General features: G+C 68.4%; 12 protein-coding genes. 4 read left to right on the forward strand and 8 right to left on the reverse strand.

From position 1 onward, the window contains the following. The first annotated feature begins 72 nt into the window (after positions 1–72). Genes WG898_RS13190 through WG898_RS13205 form a run of 4 tightly spaced genes read left to right on the forward strand, consistent with a single transcriptional unit; the run spans position 73 to position 4,215 of the window. Complete coding sequence (locus WG898_RS13190; RefSeq protein WP_339603257.1) at positions 73–1,746, forward strand: long-chain-fatty-acid--CoA ligase; 1,674 nt, start codon at positions 73–75, stop codon at positions 1,744–1,746. Between the two features lie 32 nt (positions 1,747–1,778). Further along, on the forward strand, positions 1,779–2,282 hold the full coding sequence (locus WG898_RS13195) for a hypothetical protein (protein ID WP_339603258.1): 504 nt from the start codon (positions 1,779–1,781) through the stop codon (positions 2,280–2,282). Positions 2,283–2,314: 32 nt separating this feature from the next. Beyond that, positions 2,315–3,049 carry a 16S rRNA (uracil(1498)-N(3))-methyltransferase gene (locus tag WG898_RS13200; RefSeq protein ID WP_339603259.1) on the forward strand — a complete coding sequence of 245 codons (735 nt, stop codon included), beginning with the start codon at positions 2,315–2,317 and terminating at the stop codon, positions 3,047–3,049. Continuing rightward, entirely contained in the window at positions 3,046–4,215 is a 1,170-nt protein-coding gene (locus tag WG898_RS13205; protein ID WP_339603260.1) for an MFS transporter, read from the forward strand. Before WG898_RS13200 ends, WG898_RS13205 begins: the two co-directional genes overlap by 4 nt. 19 nt (positions 4,216–4,234) lie before the next feature. Here WG898_RS13205 and WG898_RS13210 read toward each other — a convergent pair whose 3' ends face one another. The 8 genes from WG898_RS13210 to argS form a co-directional block, all read right to left on the reverse strand. Continuing rightward, positions 4,235–5,512: a THUMP domain-containing class I SAM-dependent RNA methyltransferase gene (locus tag WG898_RS13210; protein WP_339603261.1), complete on the reverse strand. Its 1,278-nt coding sequence runs from the start codon at positions 5,510–5,512 to the stop codon at positions 4,235–4,237. Positions 5,513–5,537: 25 nt separating this feature from the next. Next, positions 5,538–8,246, reverse strand: a complete 2,709-nt coding sequence (locus tag WG898_RS13215) for a bifunctional diguanylate cyclase/phosphodiesterase (protein ID WP_339603262.1) — start codon at positions 8,244–8,246, stop codon at positions 5,538–5,540. Between the two features lie 64 nt (positions 8,247–8,310). Then, entirely contained in the window at positions 8,311–9,822 is a 1,512-nt protein-coding gene (locus WG898_RS13220; RefSeq protein WP_339603263.1) for an RNA polymerase factor sigma-54, read from the reverse strand. Between the two features lie 6 nt (positions 9,823–9,828). Further along, positions 9,829–10,608, reverse strand: coding sequence for an LPS export ABC transporter ATP-binding protein (lptB, locus tag WG898_RS13225; RefSeq protein WP_339603264.1), 780 nt, complete (start codon positions 10,606–10,608; stop codon positions 9,829–9,831). Then, positions 10,605–11,276, reverse strand: a complete 672-nt coding sequence (gene lptA / locus WG898_RS13230) for a lipopolysaccharide transport periplasmic protein LptA (RefSeq protein WP_339603265.1) — start codon at positions 11,274–11,276, stop codon at positions 10,605–10,607. Before lptA ends, lptB begins: the two co-directional genes overlap by 4 nt. A 50-nt stretch (positions 11,277–11,326) precedes the next feature. Next, the gene (locus WG898_RS13235) at positions 11,327–11,989 is read right to left on the reverse strand and encodes a thiol:disulfide interchange protein DsbA/DsbL (RefSeq protein WP_339603266.1); all 663 of its coding nucleotides are present in this window, start codon (positions 11,987–11,989) and stop codon (positions 11,327–11,329) included. Positions 11,990–12,059: 70 nt separating this feature from the next. Further along, positions 12,060–12,725 (reverse strand): SPOR domain-containing protein, encoded by a 666-nt coding sequence (locus tag WG898_RS13240; protein ID WP_339603267.1) that lies wholly within the window; start codon positions 12,723–12,725, stop codon positions 12,060–12,062. After that, entirely contained in the window at positions 12,722–14,428 is a 1,707-nt protein-coding gene (gene argS, locus WG898_RS13245; RefSeq protein ID WP_339603268.1) for an arginine--tRNA ligase, read from the reverse strand. Before argS ends, WG898_RS13240 begins: the two co-directional genes overlap by 4 nt. Positions 14,429–14,436 lie beyond the last annotated feature (8 nt).

Here is a 14,436-nt window from a genome sequence, read left to right on the forward strand (position 1 = left end):
GCTATCGAATCCCCTGATGCTGCGGGCCGCAGCCATGGCCGAGAATGCGCCCACCGTACTGGAGACAAAGCGATGGAGAAAATCTGGCTGAAGCATTATTCCGAGGGCGTGCCCGCGGAGATCAACACCGGGCTTTATCCATCCTTGGTCGACCTGATGGACGCGGCGTTCAAGAAGTATCCCGAGCGCCCAGCCTACAAGCTGATGGGCCGCAGCATCAGCTTCGCGCAGATCGACGCGATGTCGCGTGCCCTGGCCGCCTATCTGCAGAGCCTGGGCCTGGACAAGGGTGACCGCGTCGCCCTCATGATGCCCAACATCCCGCAATACCCGGTGGCGGTGGCGGCGGTGCTGCGCGCCGGCTATGTGGTGGTGAACGTGAACCCGCTCTACACGCCGCGCGAACTCGAGCACCAGCTCAAGGATTGCGGCGCCAAGGCCATCGTCATCATCGAGAATTTTGCCGCCACCCTGCAGCAGGTCATCAACCAGGTGCCCACCAAGCATGTGGTGCTGGCCGCCATGGGTGATCTGCTGGGCTTTCCCAAAGGGCTCATCGTCAACTACGTGGTGCGCAAGGTGAAGAAGCTGGTGCCGGCCTTCGAGCTGCCCAGCGCGGTGCGCTTCAACGACGCCCTGAGCCGCGGCCGTGGCATGGCCTACAAGGCGCCGCATGTGCAGCCTGGCGATATCGCGGTGCTGCAGTACACCGGCGGCACCACCGGCGTCAGCAAGGGCGCGGTGCTGCTGCACCGCAATCTGGTGGCCAATGTGATGCAGGCCGAGGCCTGGTACCAGCCCGCACTCAAGAAGATCCCGGCCGGCGAGCAGATGGTGAGCATTTGCGCGTTGCCGCTCTATCACATCTTCGGTTTCACCACGAACATGATGCTGTCCATGCACATGGGCGGCTGCAATGTGCTGATCCCGAATCCGCGCGACCTGCCGGCGGTATTCAAGGAGCTGGCACAGCATCGTTTCCACAGCCTGCCGGCCGTCAACACGCTGTTCATGGCGATGGCCAACCACCCCGACTTCAACAGCGTGGACTGGAGCCATCTGGCGATCTCGGTGGGCGGTGGCATGGCGGTGCAACAGGCCACCGCCAAGCTCTGGCTGGAAAAGACCGGCTGCCCCATCGTCGAGGGCTATGGCCTCTCGGAAACCTCGCCGGTCGCCACCTGCAACCCCACCGACAGCAAGGCCTACAGCGGCACCATAGGCATGCCCATGTCCAGCACCGAGCTCAAGCTGCTGGACGACGATGGCCAGGAGGTTGGCCCCGGCCAGGCCGGCGAGATCGCCATCAAGGGCCCGCAGGTGATGGCCGGCTACTGGCAGCGCCCCGACGAGACCGCCAAGGTGATGACGCCCGACGGCTTCTTCCGCACCGGCGACATCGGCACGGTGGACGAGCGCGGCTACTTCAAGATCGTGGACCGCAAGAAGGACATGATTCTGGTGAGCGGCTTCAATGTCTATCCGAACGAGATCGAGGATGTGCTGACGCAGATGGAGGGCGTGCTGGAATGTGCCGCCGTGGGCATCCCCGACGAGAAGGCCGGCGAGGCCGTCAAGGTCGTGATCGTGAAGAAGAACCCAGCCATCGGCGAGGCCGATGTGCGCGCCTATTGCGAGGCCAATCTGACCGGCTACAAGCGCCCCAAGATCGTCGAGTTCCGCACCGAGCTGCCCAAGACACCGGTGGGCAAGATCTTGCGGCGTGAACTGCGCGACAAGAAGTAGCAAACCCTGAACCGAGCCACGGAAGGATTGCGGTGCTGGACCTGTTCTATCAGAAGACCGAAGCCGGACGCGCTGAAATCAAGAGCCGTGCCCTGGCCCTCTCGCGCGTGGCCCGCAATCTGCTGCTGGTGCTGGACGCCTCCAAGACCGCGCGCCAGTGGTTGGCGCTGGTGCAGGGCGCCAGCGAGACCGATTTCGAACTGCTGCTGCAGCATGAGCTGGTGGCGGTGCCCCGCGGCGCTGCCGTGGCGGCCGCCGCGCCCGCCACGCCCATCACGCCCATCACACCGCTGCTGGCGCTGGACGGCAGCGAACTGCCGCAACTGGCCTACGAGGAGCTGTACGCTTACCTTACCCGCCATGCCAAGCAATACCTCGGCCTGATGAAGGGCTACAAGGTGGTGCTGGATGTGGAGCGCTGCGGCAATCTGCAGGAGCTGCAGCTGCTGGCGCAACGCTTTGTCGAACAGGTGCGCGAGGCCCAGGGCGAAGACCTGGCCGGCCAGGTGCGGCGCGCCATGGGCATGAGCGGCTGAGGCTCTAAACTCGCGGGCTCAGGAGTTGAGCCATGCCCCCGCGCTTTTTTGTTGAGACCCCGCTTGCCGCCGGCGAGCTGAGCCTGCCGCCCAGCGCGGCCCGCCATGTGCAGGTGCTGCGCCTGCAGCCCGGCAGCCCCGTGACCTTGTTCGACGGCAGCGGCGGCGAGTGGCAGGCCGAGGTGCTGGCGATGGGCCGCAGCGAGGTGCGCGTGCACTTGCAGGCGCGCCAGCTGGTGCAGCGCGAGCTCGCGCAAGACCTGACCCTGGCGCTGGTGATGCCCGCCAACGACCGCATGGATGGCCTGATCGAGAAGGCCACCGAGCTGGGCGCCGCGGCCGTGCAGCCGCTGATGAGCGAGCGCTCGGTGCTGCGCCTGGCCGGCGAGCGCGCCGACAAGAAGGTGGCGCATTGGCAGGGCGTGGCGGTGGCGGCCAGCGAGCAGAGCGGCCGCACGCGCGTGCCGCGCATCGCGCCGGTGCAGCCGCTGGCGGCCTGGCTGGCCGGTCTGGGCGAAGCCTCGCCGGCGCAGCGGCGCTGGCTGCTCAGCCCCGGTGCCGCCAGGCCTCTGCACGAGCTGGTGAACCAGCAGGCCGCTGCGGCCGAGACCCTGGTGCTGAGCGGCCCCGAGGGCGGGCTGAGCCCCACCGAAGAGGACGCCGCGCGTGCGCGCGGCTTCGTGGCCGCCAGGCTCGGCCCGCGCATCCTGCGCGCCGATACCGCGCCGCTGGCGGTGCTCTCCTGGCTGGCGCTGCAGTCGGCATGAGGCGCTTGCTGCTGCTGACCCTGGCGCAAGGGCTTTTTCTCACCAACAACATCACCTTCATCGCCATCAACGGCCTGGTGGGCCTGGCCCTGGCGCCGGTGCCCTGGATGGCGACGCTGCCGGTATGCGCCTATGTGGCGGGCAGCGCGCTGTTCGCGCCCCTGGTGGCGCGGCATCAGCGCGCCTGGGGGCGGCGGCGCGGCTTCCAGCTGGGCCTGCTGGTGGCCATGTGCAGCTGCGGCCTGGCCGGCTGGGGCGCGGCTGAGCAGCAGTTCTGGTGGGTGGTGGCGGCCACCGTGCTGGCGGGTTACTACAACGCCAATGCCGCGCTCTATCGCTTTGCCGCCACCGAGCTGGTGCCTGCCGAACAACGCGAAGCGGCGATTTCGTGGGTGCTGGCGGGCGGCATCCTGGGCGCGGTGATCGGGCCCGCCCTGGCCAGGCTGAGCAAGAACCTGCTGACCGTGCCCTTTGCCGGCGCCTACCTGGTGCTGATAGGCGTGGCCCTGCTGGGCCTGCTGCTGATTTCGCTGATCCGCTTTCCGCCCCTGGCCGAGGGCGGACTCGGCGCGCCGCAGGGCCGCAGCCTGGCCGAGTTGGCGCGCCAGCCCGTCTTTGTGGTGGCGATTGCCGCCTGCGCGCTGGGCTATGGCGTGATGAATCTGCTGATGGCGGCCACGCCCATCGCGATGGCGCAATGCGCCCTGCCCTTCGACGCCGCCGCCCAGGTGCTGCAATGGCATGTGCTGGGCATGTTCGTGCCGAGCTTCTTCACCGGCCGGCTGATCAAGCGATTCGACGCCCTGCCGGTGATGGGCGTGGGCGTGCTGCTGAACCTGGCCTGCGTGCTGTTTGCACTCTCGGGTCAGGACCTGCTGCATTTCAGCGGCGCGCTGCTGACCCTGGGTGTGGGTTGGAACTTTTTGTTCGTGGGCGGCACCACCCTGTTCACACGCGCCTATCTGCCGGCCGAGCGCACTCGCGCCCAGGCCGCCATGGAGGTGTGCATCAACTGCACCATGACCGTCACCGCCTTCAGCTCGGGCGCCCTGGTCACCACCGGTGGCTGGCAGTGGATGAATCTCGGCAGCCTGCTGCCCCTGGCGGCCGTGGGTGCGGCGCTGCTGTGGCTGGCGCTGCAGTCGCGGTCGAAACGGCCGGCCTGATCGTCGCCGGACGCGCAAGCTAGTCGTTGGGTTCCGCGTCCGCAGCATCCGCCCTGGGTGCGCGCGCCGAGCCCGCCACCAGATCGAAGCGGAACAGCCGGCATTCGATCGGGCCGTTCCACATCGGGAAGCGGCGCGATTCCTTCAGCCGCATCTTGCTGGGCAGCTTCATATCGGGGCTGAGCATCCAGGCGGTCCAACCGGCGCTGTTGTGCGTGTAGCCGCGCTTCCAGTGCGAGGCCAGGCGCGGGAAGAAATCGTCGGTGGCGTCGCGCTGCTCGGAGCCGCTGGATTCGCGCACCGCCGCCGCCTTGCCGCGCACCTCGATGCGTTCGCCATAGGGCGGATTCATCATCAGCGTGCCGGGCATGCCCTCGGGCAGCTGCGGCGCGGGGCGCTCCAGCGCGTCGCCGCCGTTGAACTGGATGTACTGGGCCACGCCGGCGCGCTCGGCATTGCGGCGCGCGAAATCCACCATGCGGAAGGCCACGTCGCTGGCGTAGATGGGCACGGCGGGTGCATGCACGCGTGCCTCGGCGGCGCGCTTGAGCTCGGCCCAGCGGTTCTGCAGCGGCTGGAAGGGCAGCTGCCTCTCGAATGCAAAGCGCCTTTGAATGCCGGGCGCCGCGCCGCTGGCGATCAGGGCCGCCTCGATCGGGATGGTGCCCGAGCCGCAGCAGGGGTCGTGCAGGGCACCGCCGGTCTCGGGCGTGCCCTTCCAGCCGGCCGCGGCCAGCATCGCGGCGGCAAGCGTTTCCTTCAGCGGCGCATCGCCCTTGTCGACGCGCCAGCCGCGCTTGAAGAGCGGTTCGCCCGAGCTGTCCACATAGAGGGCGGCACGTTCCTCGCCCACATGCAGCACCACCGGCAGGTCGGGGGCGTAGGTGTCGACGCTGGGGCGCTCGCCGGTGGCATCGCGCAGGGTGTCGCAGATCGCGTCCTTGACCCTCAGGGTGGCGAAGTTGAGGCTCTTGAGCGGCGAGCGGTGCGCGGTGGTGTCGACCTTGATGGTGTGCTGCGGCGTGATCCAGCGCTCCCAATCGACCCGGCGTGCCAGCGCATAGAGATCGTCCTCATGGCGGTAGCCGCCCTCGATCAGCTCCACCAGCACGCGCTGCGCGAGCCGGCTCTCGAGGTTGATGATCAGCACCGCCTCGCTTTCAGCGCGCACCGCGCAGCCGCCGCGCAAGGCCTCGATCTTGCCCTTGGGCAGGATGGCGCGCAGCTCCTGCTCCAGCAGGGCTTCGACACCGCCGGGGCAGGACACAAACAGGTTCAGGGTTTCGGCGCGGGACATGGCGGCAGGGGGCGGGAGAAAACGCCTATTGTCCCCGCGCCAGCGCCTCGAATTCCGCCAGCGGCATGGGCCGGGCGAAGAAATAGCCCTGGAAGGCGTGACAGCCCTGGCCGCGCAGGGCCTGCAACTGGGCCTCGGTTTCCACGCCCTCGGCAATCACCGCCAGCCCCAGGCTGTCGCCCAGCTGTATCACCGCGCGCGCGATCGCCAGGGCATTCGGCTCGGTGAGCAGGTCGCGCACAAAGCTCTGGTCGATCTTGAGCTGGTCCAGCGGCAGGCGCTTCAGATAGGCCAGCGAGGAATAGCCGGTGCCGAAATCGTCCAGCGAGAAACGCAGGCCCAGGCGGCGCAGCTCGCCCATCAGCGCGATCACCGCCTCCACGTCTTCCACCAGGGCGCTTTCGGTGAGTTCGAGCTTGAGCTTGTCGGTGGGCGCGCCGCTGCGCGCCAGCAACTGTTGCATAAAGCCTAGAAAACCCTTCTGGCGGAACTGGTGCGCGCTCAGGTTCACCGCCAGGCTGAGCCCGGCCAACGCAGGCTCCTGCGCCCAGGCGCTGAGCTGGGCGCAGCTCTGCTGCAGCACCCATTCGCCCAGCTGGCCGATCACGCCGCAATGCTCGGCCAGCGGGATGAAGCGCGCCGGCGAGATCCAGCCGCGTTGCGGATGCTGCCAGCGCAGCAGCGCCTCGGCACCCAGCAGCCGGCCCTCGGCATCGACCTGTGGCTGGTAGTACAGCTCGAACTGCTGGTAGTTCACCGCCTGGCGCAGGTCGGCCTCCAGCAGGGCCAGCTCGGCCATCGCGGCCTGGGTCACCGGATCGAAGAAACACAGCCGGTTGCGCCCTCCCGCCTTGGCCTGGTACAGCGCATGGTCGGCATGCTTGAGCAGCTCCTCGGCGCTGGCCTCGGCCTCGCCCCACATCACGATACCGATGCTGGGTGTGCTGTGATGCACGGCATCATCCAGTTGATAAGGCTGGCCCAGCACGCGCAGCAGCTTCTCGGCGGCGGCCTCGGCGTGCAGGGCGGCGCGTTGCGCGTCCTGACCGAGATCCTGCAGCAGCACCACGAACTCGTCGCCGCCCCAGCGCGCCACCGTATCCTCGGCGCGCAGCGAGGCCTGCAGGCGCTTGGCCACGGCCTGCAGCATGCGGTCGCCCATGCCATGGCCCAGGGTGTCGTTGAGCGACTTGAAGTTGTCCAGGTCGATGAACAGCACCGCGCCGTGGCGCGCGCCGCGCCGGCTGGCGGCCAGCGCCTGGTGCAGGCGGTCCAGCAGCAGGCGGCGGTTCGGCAACTCGGTGAGGGGGTCGTAGAAGGCCAGCTGCTCGATCGCCGCCTCGGCGCGCTTGCGCTCGGTGATGTCGCGCGTCAGGCCGATGAAGAGCGGCTCGCCGTCGCGTTCGATGTGCGAGACCGCCAGGCTCATCGGAAAACTCTGCCCGTCCTTGCGCAGGCCGCTGACATCGCGGCCCAGCCCGATCACATGCGGCGCACCGCCTTCGAGGTAACGCTTGATGTGCGCGTCGTGCTGGCTGCGCTCGGGCTCGGCCATGAGGCGGTTGACCTTCTGGCCCAGCAGCTCGGCCTCCTGGTAGCCGAACATGCGGCAGGCCGCCGGGTTGATCGAGGCGATCAGTCCGTGACGGTCGATGGTGACGACGCCGTCGACCATATTGTCGAGGATGGCCTGGGTCTGCTCGGCCTGCGCGCGCAGCGCCTGCGCGGCCTGCCGGTGCAGCCGCGTCAGCAGGCGGCGGCGGCGCTGCCAGAGCCACAGCGCCAGGGCCGCGCCCAGGCTCAGCGCCAGGCCCAGCTGCAGCAGCGCCTGGCGCTGGCGCAGCCAGGGTGCCTCGACGCTGGCCAGCGTGCGCCCGACCGCCACCAGCAATTGCTTGTCGGCATGCAGGCCGGCGGGACGCAGGCTGCGGGTCGCCACCAGGCGCAAGTCGTTGGTGAGGCGCGAATGCGTCAGCTGCAGGCTGGCCTCACGCCCTTCGCTGAGGTGCTGCTGGAGGATCGAACCCGGCCGTTCCAGCAGGTTGCGGTCCATCAACTCCGGGCGTTCGGGCGCCAGCGTGAACAGCAAGCCGTCCTGGTGCGCCAGCGCCGCCCAGGTCTGTTCGGAGGGTTGGGCGGTCTGCAGCACGAGGCTGAAGTAATGCGGGTCCAGCAGGGCCAGCACCAGGCCGATGGGCCGGTCGCGGTGATCGAACAGCAGGCGGGCCAGGCTGATGCAGTGCGCGGCCAGCGGGTCCTGCAGCGGCGGCGAGACATAGAGCAGGGCGGGCTGCGGCTGCTCGCGCAAGGCCAGCACGGCCCGGTGCTGGCGCAGGTCCAGCTGCAGCAGGTCGACATGCGAACTGGCCTGCACCTGGCCATGCGCATCCAGCAGCAGCAAGGCTCGCACGCCCGGCATGGCCTGGGTCAGGGTGCGCATCAAGGTCTCGCCATCCTGCTGCATCAGGCCTTGGCGCCAGCCGGGCGCCTGCGAGGCCACCGTCTGCAGCGCGGCATGGGTGGCAATCATCTGCTGCGCAACAATGCCGTCCAGGGTACGCACCAGGCCTTCGAGCTTCTCGCCCTCGTGGCGGCGCAACGCCTCCCGTTCATTGGCCAGCCAGCCCAGCGCAAGCGCCCAGGCCAGCGCCAGCACCAGCGCCAGCAAGGCCCAGGCGCGCCAAGGCCTCCAGGGGCGGCCGGATGGCAGGGCGGAAACGGAGCGGACAGGCATCAAGGGATGCCACGGTACCCAGTCCATGGGCTTCAAAGCTTGATGCTTCTCAAGCTGAGTCGAGCTACATGGCCTTGCGCAGGTTGGCCGGGGCGATCTTCAGCGCCTCACGGTACTTCGCCACGGTGCGGCGCGCCACCTGGATGCCCTGCTCCTCCAGCATGCTGGACAGCTGGCTGTCCGAGAGCGGCTTGCCGGCATCCTCGGCGGCCACGAACTGCTTGATGAGGGCGCGCACCGCGGTGCTGGAGGCATTGCCGCCCGCCTCGGTGTTGAGCCCCGAGCCGAAGAAGTACTTGAGCTCGAAGGTGCCCCAGGGCGTGGCCATGTATTTGGCGGTGGTCACGCGCGAGATGGTGGACTCGTGCAGGCCCAGCTCATCGGCGATCTCGCGCAGCACCAGCGGCTTCATGGCCAGCTCGCCATGCGAGAAGAAACCCTTCTGGCGCTCGACGATGGCCTCGGAGACGCGCAGGATGGTGTCGAAGCGCTGCTGGATGTTCTTGATGAACCAGCGCGCTTCCTGCAGCTGCGTGCCCAGCGGCGAATTGCTGACGCCGCCGCGCGTCTGGCGCAGCGCCTGAGCGTAAAGCTCGTTGATGCGCAGCTTGGGCATGACGTCGGGGTTGAGCGTGACGCGAAAACCCCGGCCGGACTTGCGCACGATCACGTCCGGCACCACCGCCGCCGCCTCGCTGCGCGCGAACTGGCGGCCCGGCTTGGGCTCCAGCTCGGTGATCATGCCCTGGGCCTCGCGCAGCAAGGCCTCGTCGGCGCCGGTGAGCGACATCAGGCGCCTTAGGTCGCGCCTGGCCAGCAGCTCCAGGTATTGCTTGCAGATCAGGATCGCCACCACCTGGGCCTGGCTGCGCGGCTTGACGCGCAACTGCAGGATCAGGCATTCGGACAGATTGCGCGCGCCCACGCCCACCGGCTCCAGGCTCTGCAGCCACTTGAGCGCGCATTTGAGCGTGTCCAGCAGCTCCTCGCGCGCCTCGGCATCGGCGTCAACGCCCGCGAGCGCCTCGGCGAGCTCTTCCAGGCTGTCTTCCAGATAGCCGTCTTCGTTGAGCGACTCGATCAGCACCATCAGCGCGGCGCGGTCGGTCTGGCTCAGCTGCATGCCGGCGAGCTGGGCGTTCAGATGCTCCTGCAGCGAGATGCCGGGGCCCTGCTGTTCGGGGCGCTCGCCTTCGTCGTCGCCACTGCCGCTGCCGGGGGTTTCTCGGATGCCGTCGAAGTCGTCGCGCTCGGTGCCGTTCTCCCAGTCGTCGCGCTCGGTGGTGCCGAAGTCCTCGCCCTTGATCTCGGCCACTGACTCGCCATCGCCGCTGCTCTCCGCGCTGGTTTCGGCCGCCGCGCCCTCGTCGCGCTGCAGCGGCGCCGCCGCATCCAGACGCAGCGGTGCGGCCTCGCCAAACTCCTCGTCGGTTTCCAGCAGCGGGTTGCTGGTGAGCATCTGCTCCACCTCCTGGTTCAGCTCCAGGGTGGAGAGCTGCAGCAGACGGATCGACTGCTGCAACTGCGGCGTCAGCGACAGATGCTGGGAGAGGCGTACCTGCAGCGACGGCTTCATCGCGTCTTACATGCGGAAGTTTTCGCCGAGATAGACCTTGCGCACGTCCGGGTTCTCGACGATCTCTTGCGGGGTGCCCTCGGCCAGCACGGCGCCCTCGCTGATGATGTAGGCGCGGTCGCAGATGCCCAGGGTCTCGCGCACATTGTGGTCGGTGATCAGCACCCCGATGCCGCGCGCCTTCAGGAAGCTGATGATGCGTTGGATCTCCAGCACCGCAATCGGGTCAACGCCGGCGAAGGGCTCGTCCAGCAGGATGAAGCGCGGCTGCGTGGCCAGGGCGCGCGCGATCTCGACGCGGCGCCGCTCGCCGCCCGAGAGCGCGGGCGCCGGGCTGTCGCGCAGCTTTTCGATGCTCAGCTCGTGCAGCAGGGTATCCAGCGCGGCATCGATGCGGGCGCGGGGCCAGGCCTTGCCATGGTCGTCAAGCTGCAATTCCAGCACCGCGCGGATGTTTTCCTCCACCGTGAGCTTGCGGAAGATCGAGGCCTCCTGCGGCAGATAGCTCAGGCCCAGGCGCGCGCGCTGGTGGATGGGCAGGCGCTGCACCGGCCGGCCGTCGATGCGGATCTCGCCGGCATCGGCGCGCACCAGGCCCACGATCATGTAGAAGCTGGTGGTCTTGCCGGCCCCGTTTGGGCCCAGCAGGCCCACCACCTCGCCGCTGTGCACGTCCACATGCACGTTCTTGACGACGCGGCGCACGCCGTAGGTCTTTTGCAGGCCTTCGGCCTCCAGCCGGCTGGGGGCGATGCCGGTCTCGAGCGCCGGGGTGTGCTGCGTCATGGAGAGGAAGGCTTGCGCGGGCTGGTCTGCAGGGTCGGGCTGGTTTGCAGCGGCAGCGGGGCGGAGGCGGCAGCAGGCGCCGCGCTGCCCTCGGCGCCGCTGGCGGCCCTGGGCATCAGCACCACGCGCACGCGGCCGCTGGGATGCGGCGAGGCCAGGCCGCCGTCGACACTGAAGACCTCGCTGCGGTTGTCGTAGACGATCAGCGCACCGGTGATCTCGTCGGCCACCGTGTCGCCGCGCACGCGGCGCACCACCGCGTTGCCGACGAAGCGTACCGTGTCGGAGCGGCTGTCGTATTCGAGCTGGTCGGCCGTGCCCTCGATGGCCTCGCCGGCTACGTCGCGCGCCTGGCGGAACTGCACCGGCCGGCCGGTCTCGCCGCTGGCGTAGGCCTGGTGGTAGCCGTCCGAGGTCTCACGCACATCCATGCGCTCGGCCTTCAGCAGCATGCTGCCCTTGCTGAGGATCACATTGCCGTTGAACTCGGTGCGCTGGTTCACCACATCGAGCCGGCCGCCGCGCTCCGAGCTGATGTTGAGGGGCTTGTTGCGGTCGGCCTTCTCGGCGCGCGCCAGCCCTGCGGCCAGCAGGGCTGCAAGGCACGCGCAGCACAGCAGGCTGCGGGCGGAGATCGAGCTGGACGTGGCGGTAGGCATAGGCGGCATAGAACTTGCAGGCCATTCTAGGGCCTGGACGAGCCGCTAATGGGAAGGACTCAGCCCTTCCTGATTTTCTGTACCAGGAAATCGGTCACGCTGAGCGCGCGGCGGCCCCCCTCGATCTCGGGCAGGCGTTCGCCACCGGCGGCAATGCTGGGCGAGGTCAGGAAGCGGCCGCCGATGCCGATCGCGGGCACGCCATCGATGCGGTAGGCCTCGCTGAGCTTCTCGGCCTGCTGGCACTTGGTGTTGACGCCGAAGGAGTTGTAGGCGTCCTGGTACTTGGCCGGGTCGACGCCCAGTTTGGCCAGGAAGTCGGCCTGGTTCTTGGCGCTGTCGAGTGCCTGGCCCTGCTGGTGCATGGCGGCGAAGATGGCCGGGCGCACCTGGGCCTCCTTGCCCATCGCCTCCAGCGCATAGAACATGCGCTGGTGGATCTTCACATTGGCGCGGAAGGCCACATGCACCTTGCGGAAGCTCACATCGGCCGGCAGTTGCTGGGCCCAGGCCTCGATGGCCGGCTCGAAGGCATAGCAATGCGGGCAGCCATACCAGAAGAACTCGACGATCTCGATCTTGCCCGGGGTGGTGGGCAGGGCCTGCGAGAGCTTCTGGTAATGCTTGCCCTCGATCGGGCCGCCTTGGGCCAGCGCCAGGCCGGGCAGGCCGGCCGCCAGGGCTGTCAGACCGAGTTGGGCTGAAAAGTCGCGACGCTTCATGCTGAATTTCCTCTGTAGGTGACGCTGAGCAGCGGGCCATTCTCACCCGGCTTGCTTAGGCGATTCTTTATCAACGCTGAACCCGTACCAGATTGGCCTCGAAGCCGGCCGCTTCGATCTTGCGCTGCAGTCCCTCGGCCTCGTCGCGCGCCTCCATCGGGCCCACGCGCACCCGGTAGACGGGGCGGCCGGATTGCTCCTTCTCGAACACCTTGGCGCTGAAGCCCTGGATCGCCAGCTTGGCACGCTGCGCCTCGGCGTCGTCGGTCTTGGTATAGGCGCCCGCCTGCACGAAGTAGATGTAGGGATCGGCGGCCGGGGCGCTCGCGGCCGCTGCCTTCTCGGCCGCCTTGTCGGCGGGCTTGGCCTTGGCGGACGCACTGGCGGCGGGTGCGGCAGCGCTGGCGGCCGGGGCCGGCGCGGCTGCCGCGGGCGCAGTCACCACCGGGGGCGCCGGCGTCGTCACCGCGGGCGCGCCACCCCCAACCACGCCGCTGGCGACCTTGGCGGCGGCCTTGCCGGCCAGCGGGGCGTTGGGATCCCAGTTGCGGTTGCGCGCGGCCTCCTGCGCGTCCTGCTCGGCGGTGCGCTGCGGCACCTTGTCGACGAAGGGGATGGGCACCTTGGTGATGTAGAGCGCCACCCCCAGCGCCACCGCCAGGCCCAGCAGCAGGCCGACGATCAGCCCGAGGACGAAACCACCACGCTCACTGCCGCTTTTATTCGCACCGCTCATGCGTTCTCCGTTTGTTCCCGCGTCATTTGCTCAGGCGCGCTCACGCCCAGTACCGCCAGGGCATTGCGCAGCACCTGGCGCGTGGCGGCCAGCAGCGCGACGCGGGCGCGCGTCAGCTCGGGCGTCTGATCCAGCACGCGCTCGGCCGCATAGTAGCTGTGATAGGCGCCCGCCAGGTCGCGCAGGTAGAAGGCCACGTCGTGCGGGGCCAGGTCTTGCGCGGCGCTGGTGAGCATGGCGGGGAAGTCGGCCAGCTTGAGCATCAGCGCGGCCTCGGTGGGGGCGGTCAGCAGGCTCAGGTCGGCGCCGGCCAGCAGGGCCTCGTCGCCGCCCAGCTCCACCCATTTGCGTATCACCGAGCAGATGCGCGCATGCGCGTACTGCACATAGAACACCGGGTTCTCGTCGTTCTGCTTCAGCGCCAGGTCCACATCGAAGGTGAATTCGGTGTCGGCCTTGCGGCTGATGAGGAAGAAGCGCACGGCGTCGCGGCTGGTCCAGTCGATCAGGTCGCGCAGCGTCACATAGGAGCCGGCGCGCTTGGAGATCTTGACCTCCTCGCCACCCTTCATCACGGTGACCATCTTGTGCAGCACATAGTCGGGGAAGCCCTGTGGGATGCCCACATTGGCCGCCTGCAGGCCGCCGCGCACGCGCGCCATGGTGCCGTGGTGGTCGGTGCCCTGCACATTGATGCACTTGGTGTAGCCGCGCTGGAACTTGTCGATGTGATAGGCGACGTCGGGCACGAAGTAGGTGTAGCCCCCCTCGGACTTGCGCATCACGCGGTCCTTGTCGTCGCCGTAGTCGGTGGTCTTGAGCCAGAGCGCGCCATCGAACTCGTAGGTCTTGCCATTGGCGATCAGACGGGCGACGGTGTCTTCGACGCGGCCCGAGCTGTAGAGGCTGGTTTCAAGAAAGTAGTTGTCGAACTTGAGGCCGAAGGCCTGCAGGTCGAGATCCTGCTCATGGCGCAGATAGGCCACTGCGAACTGGCGGATGCCGTCCAGGTCGTCCACATCGCCCGAGGCGGTGAACTCGCGGTCGTCGGCCTTGACGGTCTTCTTGGCGCGGAAGTCGTCTGCGATGTCCTGGATGTAGTCGCCGTTGTAAGCGGCATCGGGCCAGCCGGCGTCGCCCGGCTTGAGTCCCTTCAGCCGGCATTGCGTGGAGTTGGCCAGCGTGGCGATCTGCACGCCGGCGTCGTTGTAGTAGAACTCGCGTGTGACCTGGCTGCCCTGGGTTTGAAACAGACTGCAAATGGCGTCACCAAGTGCGGCCTGGCGCGCATGGCCCACATGCAGGGGGCCGGTGGGGTTGGCCGAGACGAACTCGACCATCACATGCTGGTCGTTGGCGCCCTGGTGGCCGAAGTGCGCCGCGGCGCTCAGCACCTCACGCACCACCGCCTGCTTGGCGGCCGGCTTGAGGCGGATATTGATGAAGCCGGGGCCGGCGATTTCCATGGCATCGACCCAGCGCGCAAAGGCCTCGTGGCGCTGCAGGGCCTCGATCAGCGCTGCGGCAAGCTCGCGCGGATTCTTCTTCAGCGGGCGCGCCAGCTGCATCGCGGCGGTACAGGCGAGATCGCCATGCGCGGCCTGCTTGGGCGATTCGAAGACCGGGGCCAGGGTGGCGCCGGGGCTCAGTTCTTGGATGGCTGCGCCGAGGGCGGCGAGCAGCTCCTGCTTGGCTTGGATCATGGGCGGAT

Origin of the sequence: Paucibacter soli (genome assembly GCF_037482845.1) — a bacterium.
GTDB classification, from domain to species: domain Bacteria; phylum Pseudomonadota; class Gammaproteobacteria; order Burkholderiales; family Burkholderiaceae_C; genus Paucibacter_B; species Paucibacter_B soli.

Bases quoted from the DNA above. Each gene is read 5' to 3' on its own strand.
- WG898_RS13190 (WP_339603257.1), top strand. From the start codon at position 73: ATGGAGAAAATCTGGCTGAAGCATTATTCCGAGGGCGTGCCCGCGGAG.
- WG898_RS13200 (WP_339603259.1), top strand. From the start codon at position 2,315: ATGCCCCCGCGCTTTTTTGTTGAGACCCCGCTTGCCGCCGGCGAGCTG.
- WG898_RS13205 (WP_339603260.1), top strand. From the start codon at position 3,046: ATGAGGCGCTTGCTGCTGCTGACCCTGGCGCAAGGGCTTTTTCTCACC.
- WG898_RS13210 (WP_339603261.1), bottom strand. From the start codon at position 5,512: ATGTCCCGCGCCGAAACCCTGAACCTGTTTGTGTCCTGCCCCGGCGGT.
- WG898_RS13215 (WP_339603262.1), bottom strand. From the start codon at position 8,246: ATGCCTGTCCGCTCCGTTTCCGCCCTGCCATCCGGCCGCCCCTGGAGG.
- WG898_RS13220 (WP_339603263.1), bottom strand. From the start codon at position 9,822: ATGAAGCCGTCGCTGCAGGTACGCCTCTCCCAGCATCTGTCGCTGACG.
- lptB (WP_339603264.1), bottom strand. From the start codon at position 10,608: ATGACGCAGCACACCCCGGCGCTCGAGACCGGCATCGCCCCCAGCCGG.
- lptA (WP_339603265.1), bottom strand. From the start codon at position 11,276: ATGCCGCCTATGCCTACCGCCACGTCCAGCTCGATCTCCGCCCGCAGC.
- WG898_RS13235 (WP_339603266.1), bottom strand. From the start codon at position 11,989: ATGAAGCGTCGCGACTTTTCAGCCCAACTCGGTCTGACAGCCCTGGCG.
- WG898_RS13240 (WP_339603267.1), bottom strand. From the start codon at position 12,725: ATGAGCGGTGCGAATAAAAGCGGCAGTGAGCGTGGTGGTTTCGTCCTC.
- argS (WP_339603268.1), bottom strand. From the start codon at position 14,428: ATGATCCAAGCCAAGCAGGAGCTGCTCGCCGCCCTCGGCGCAGCCATC.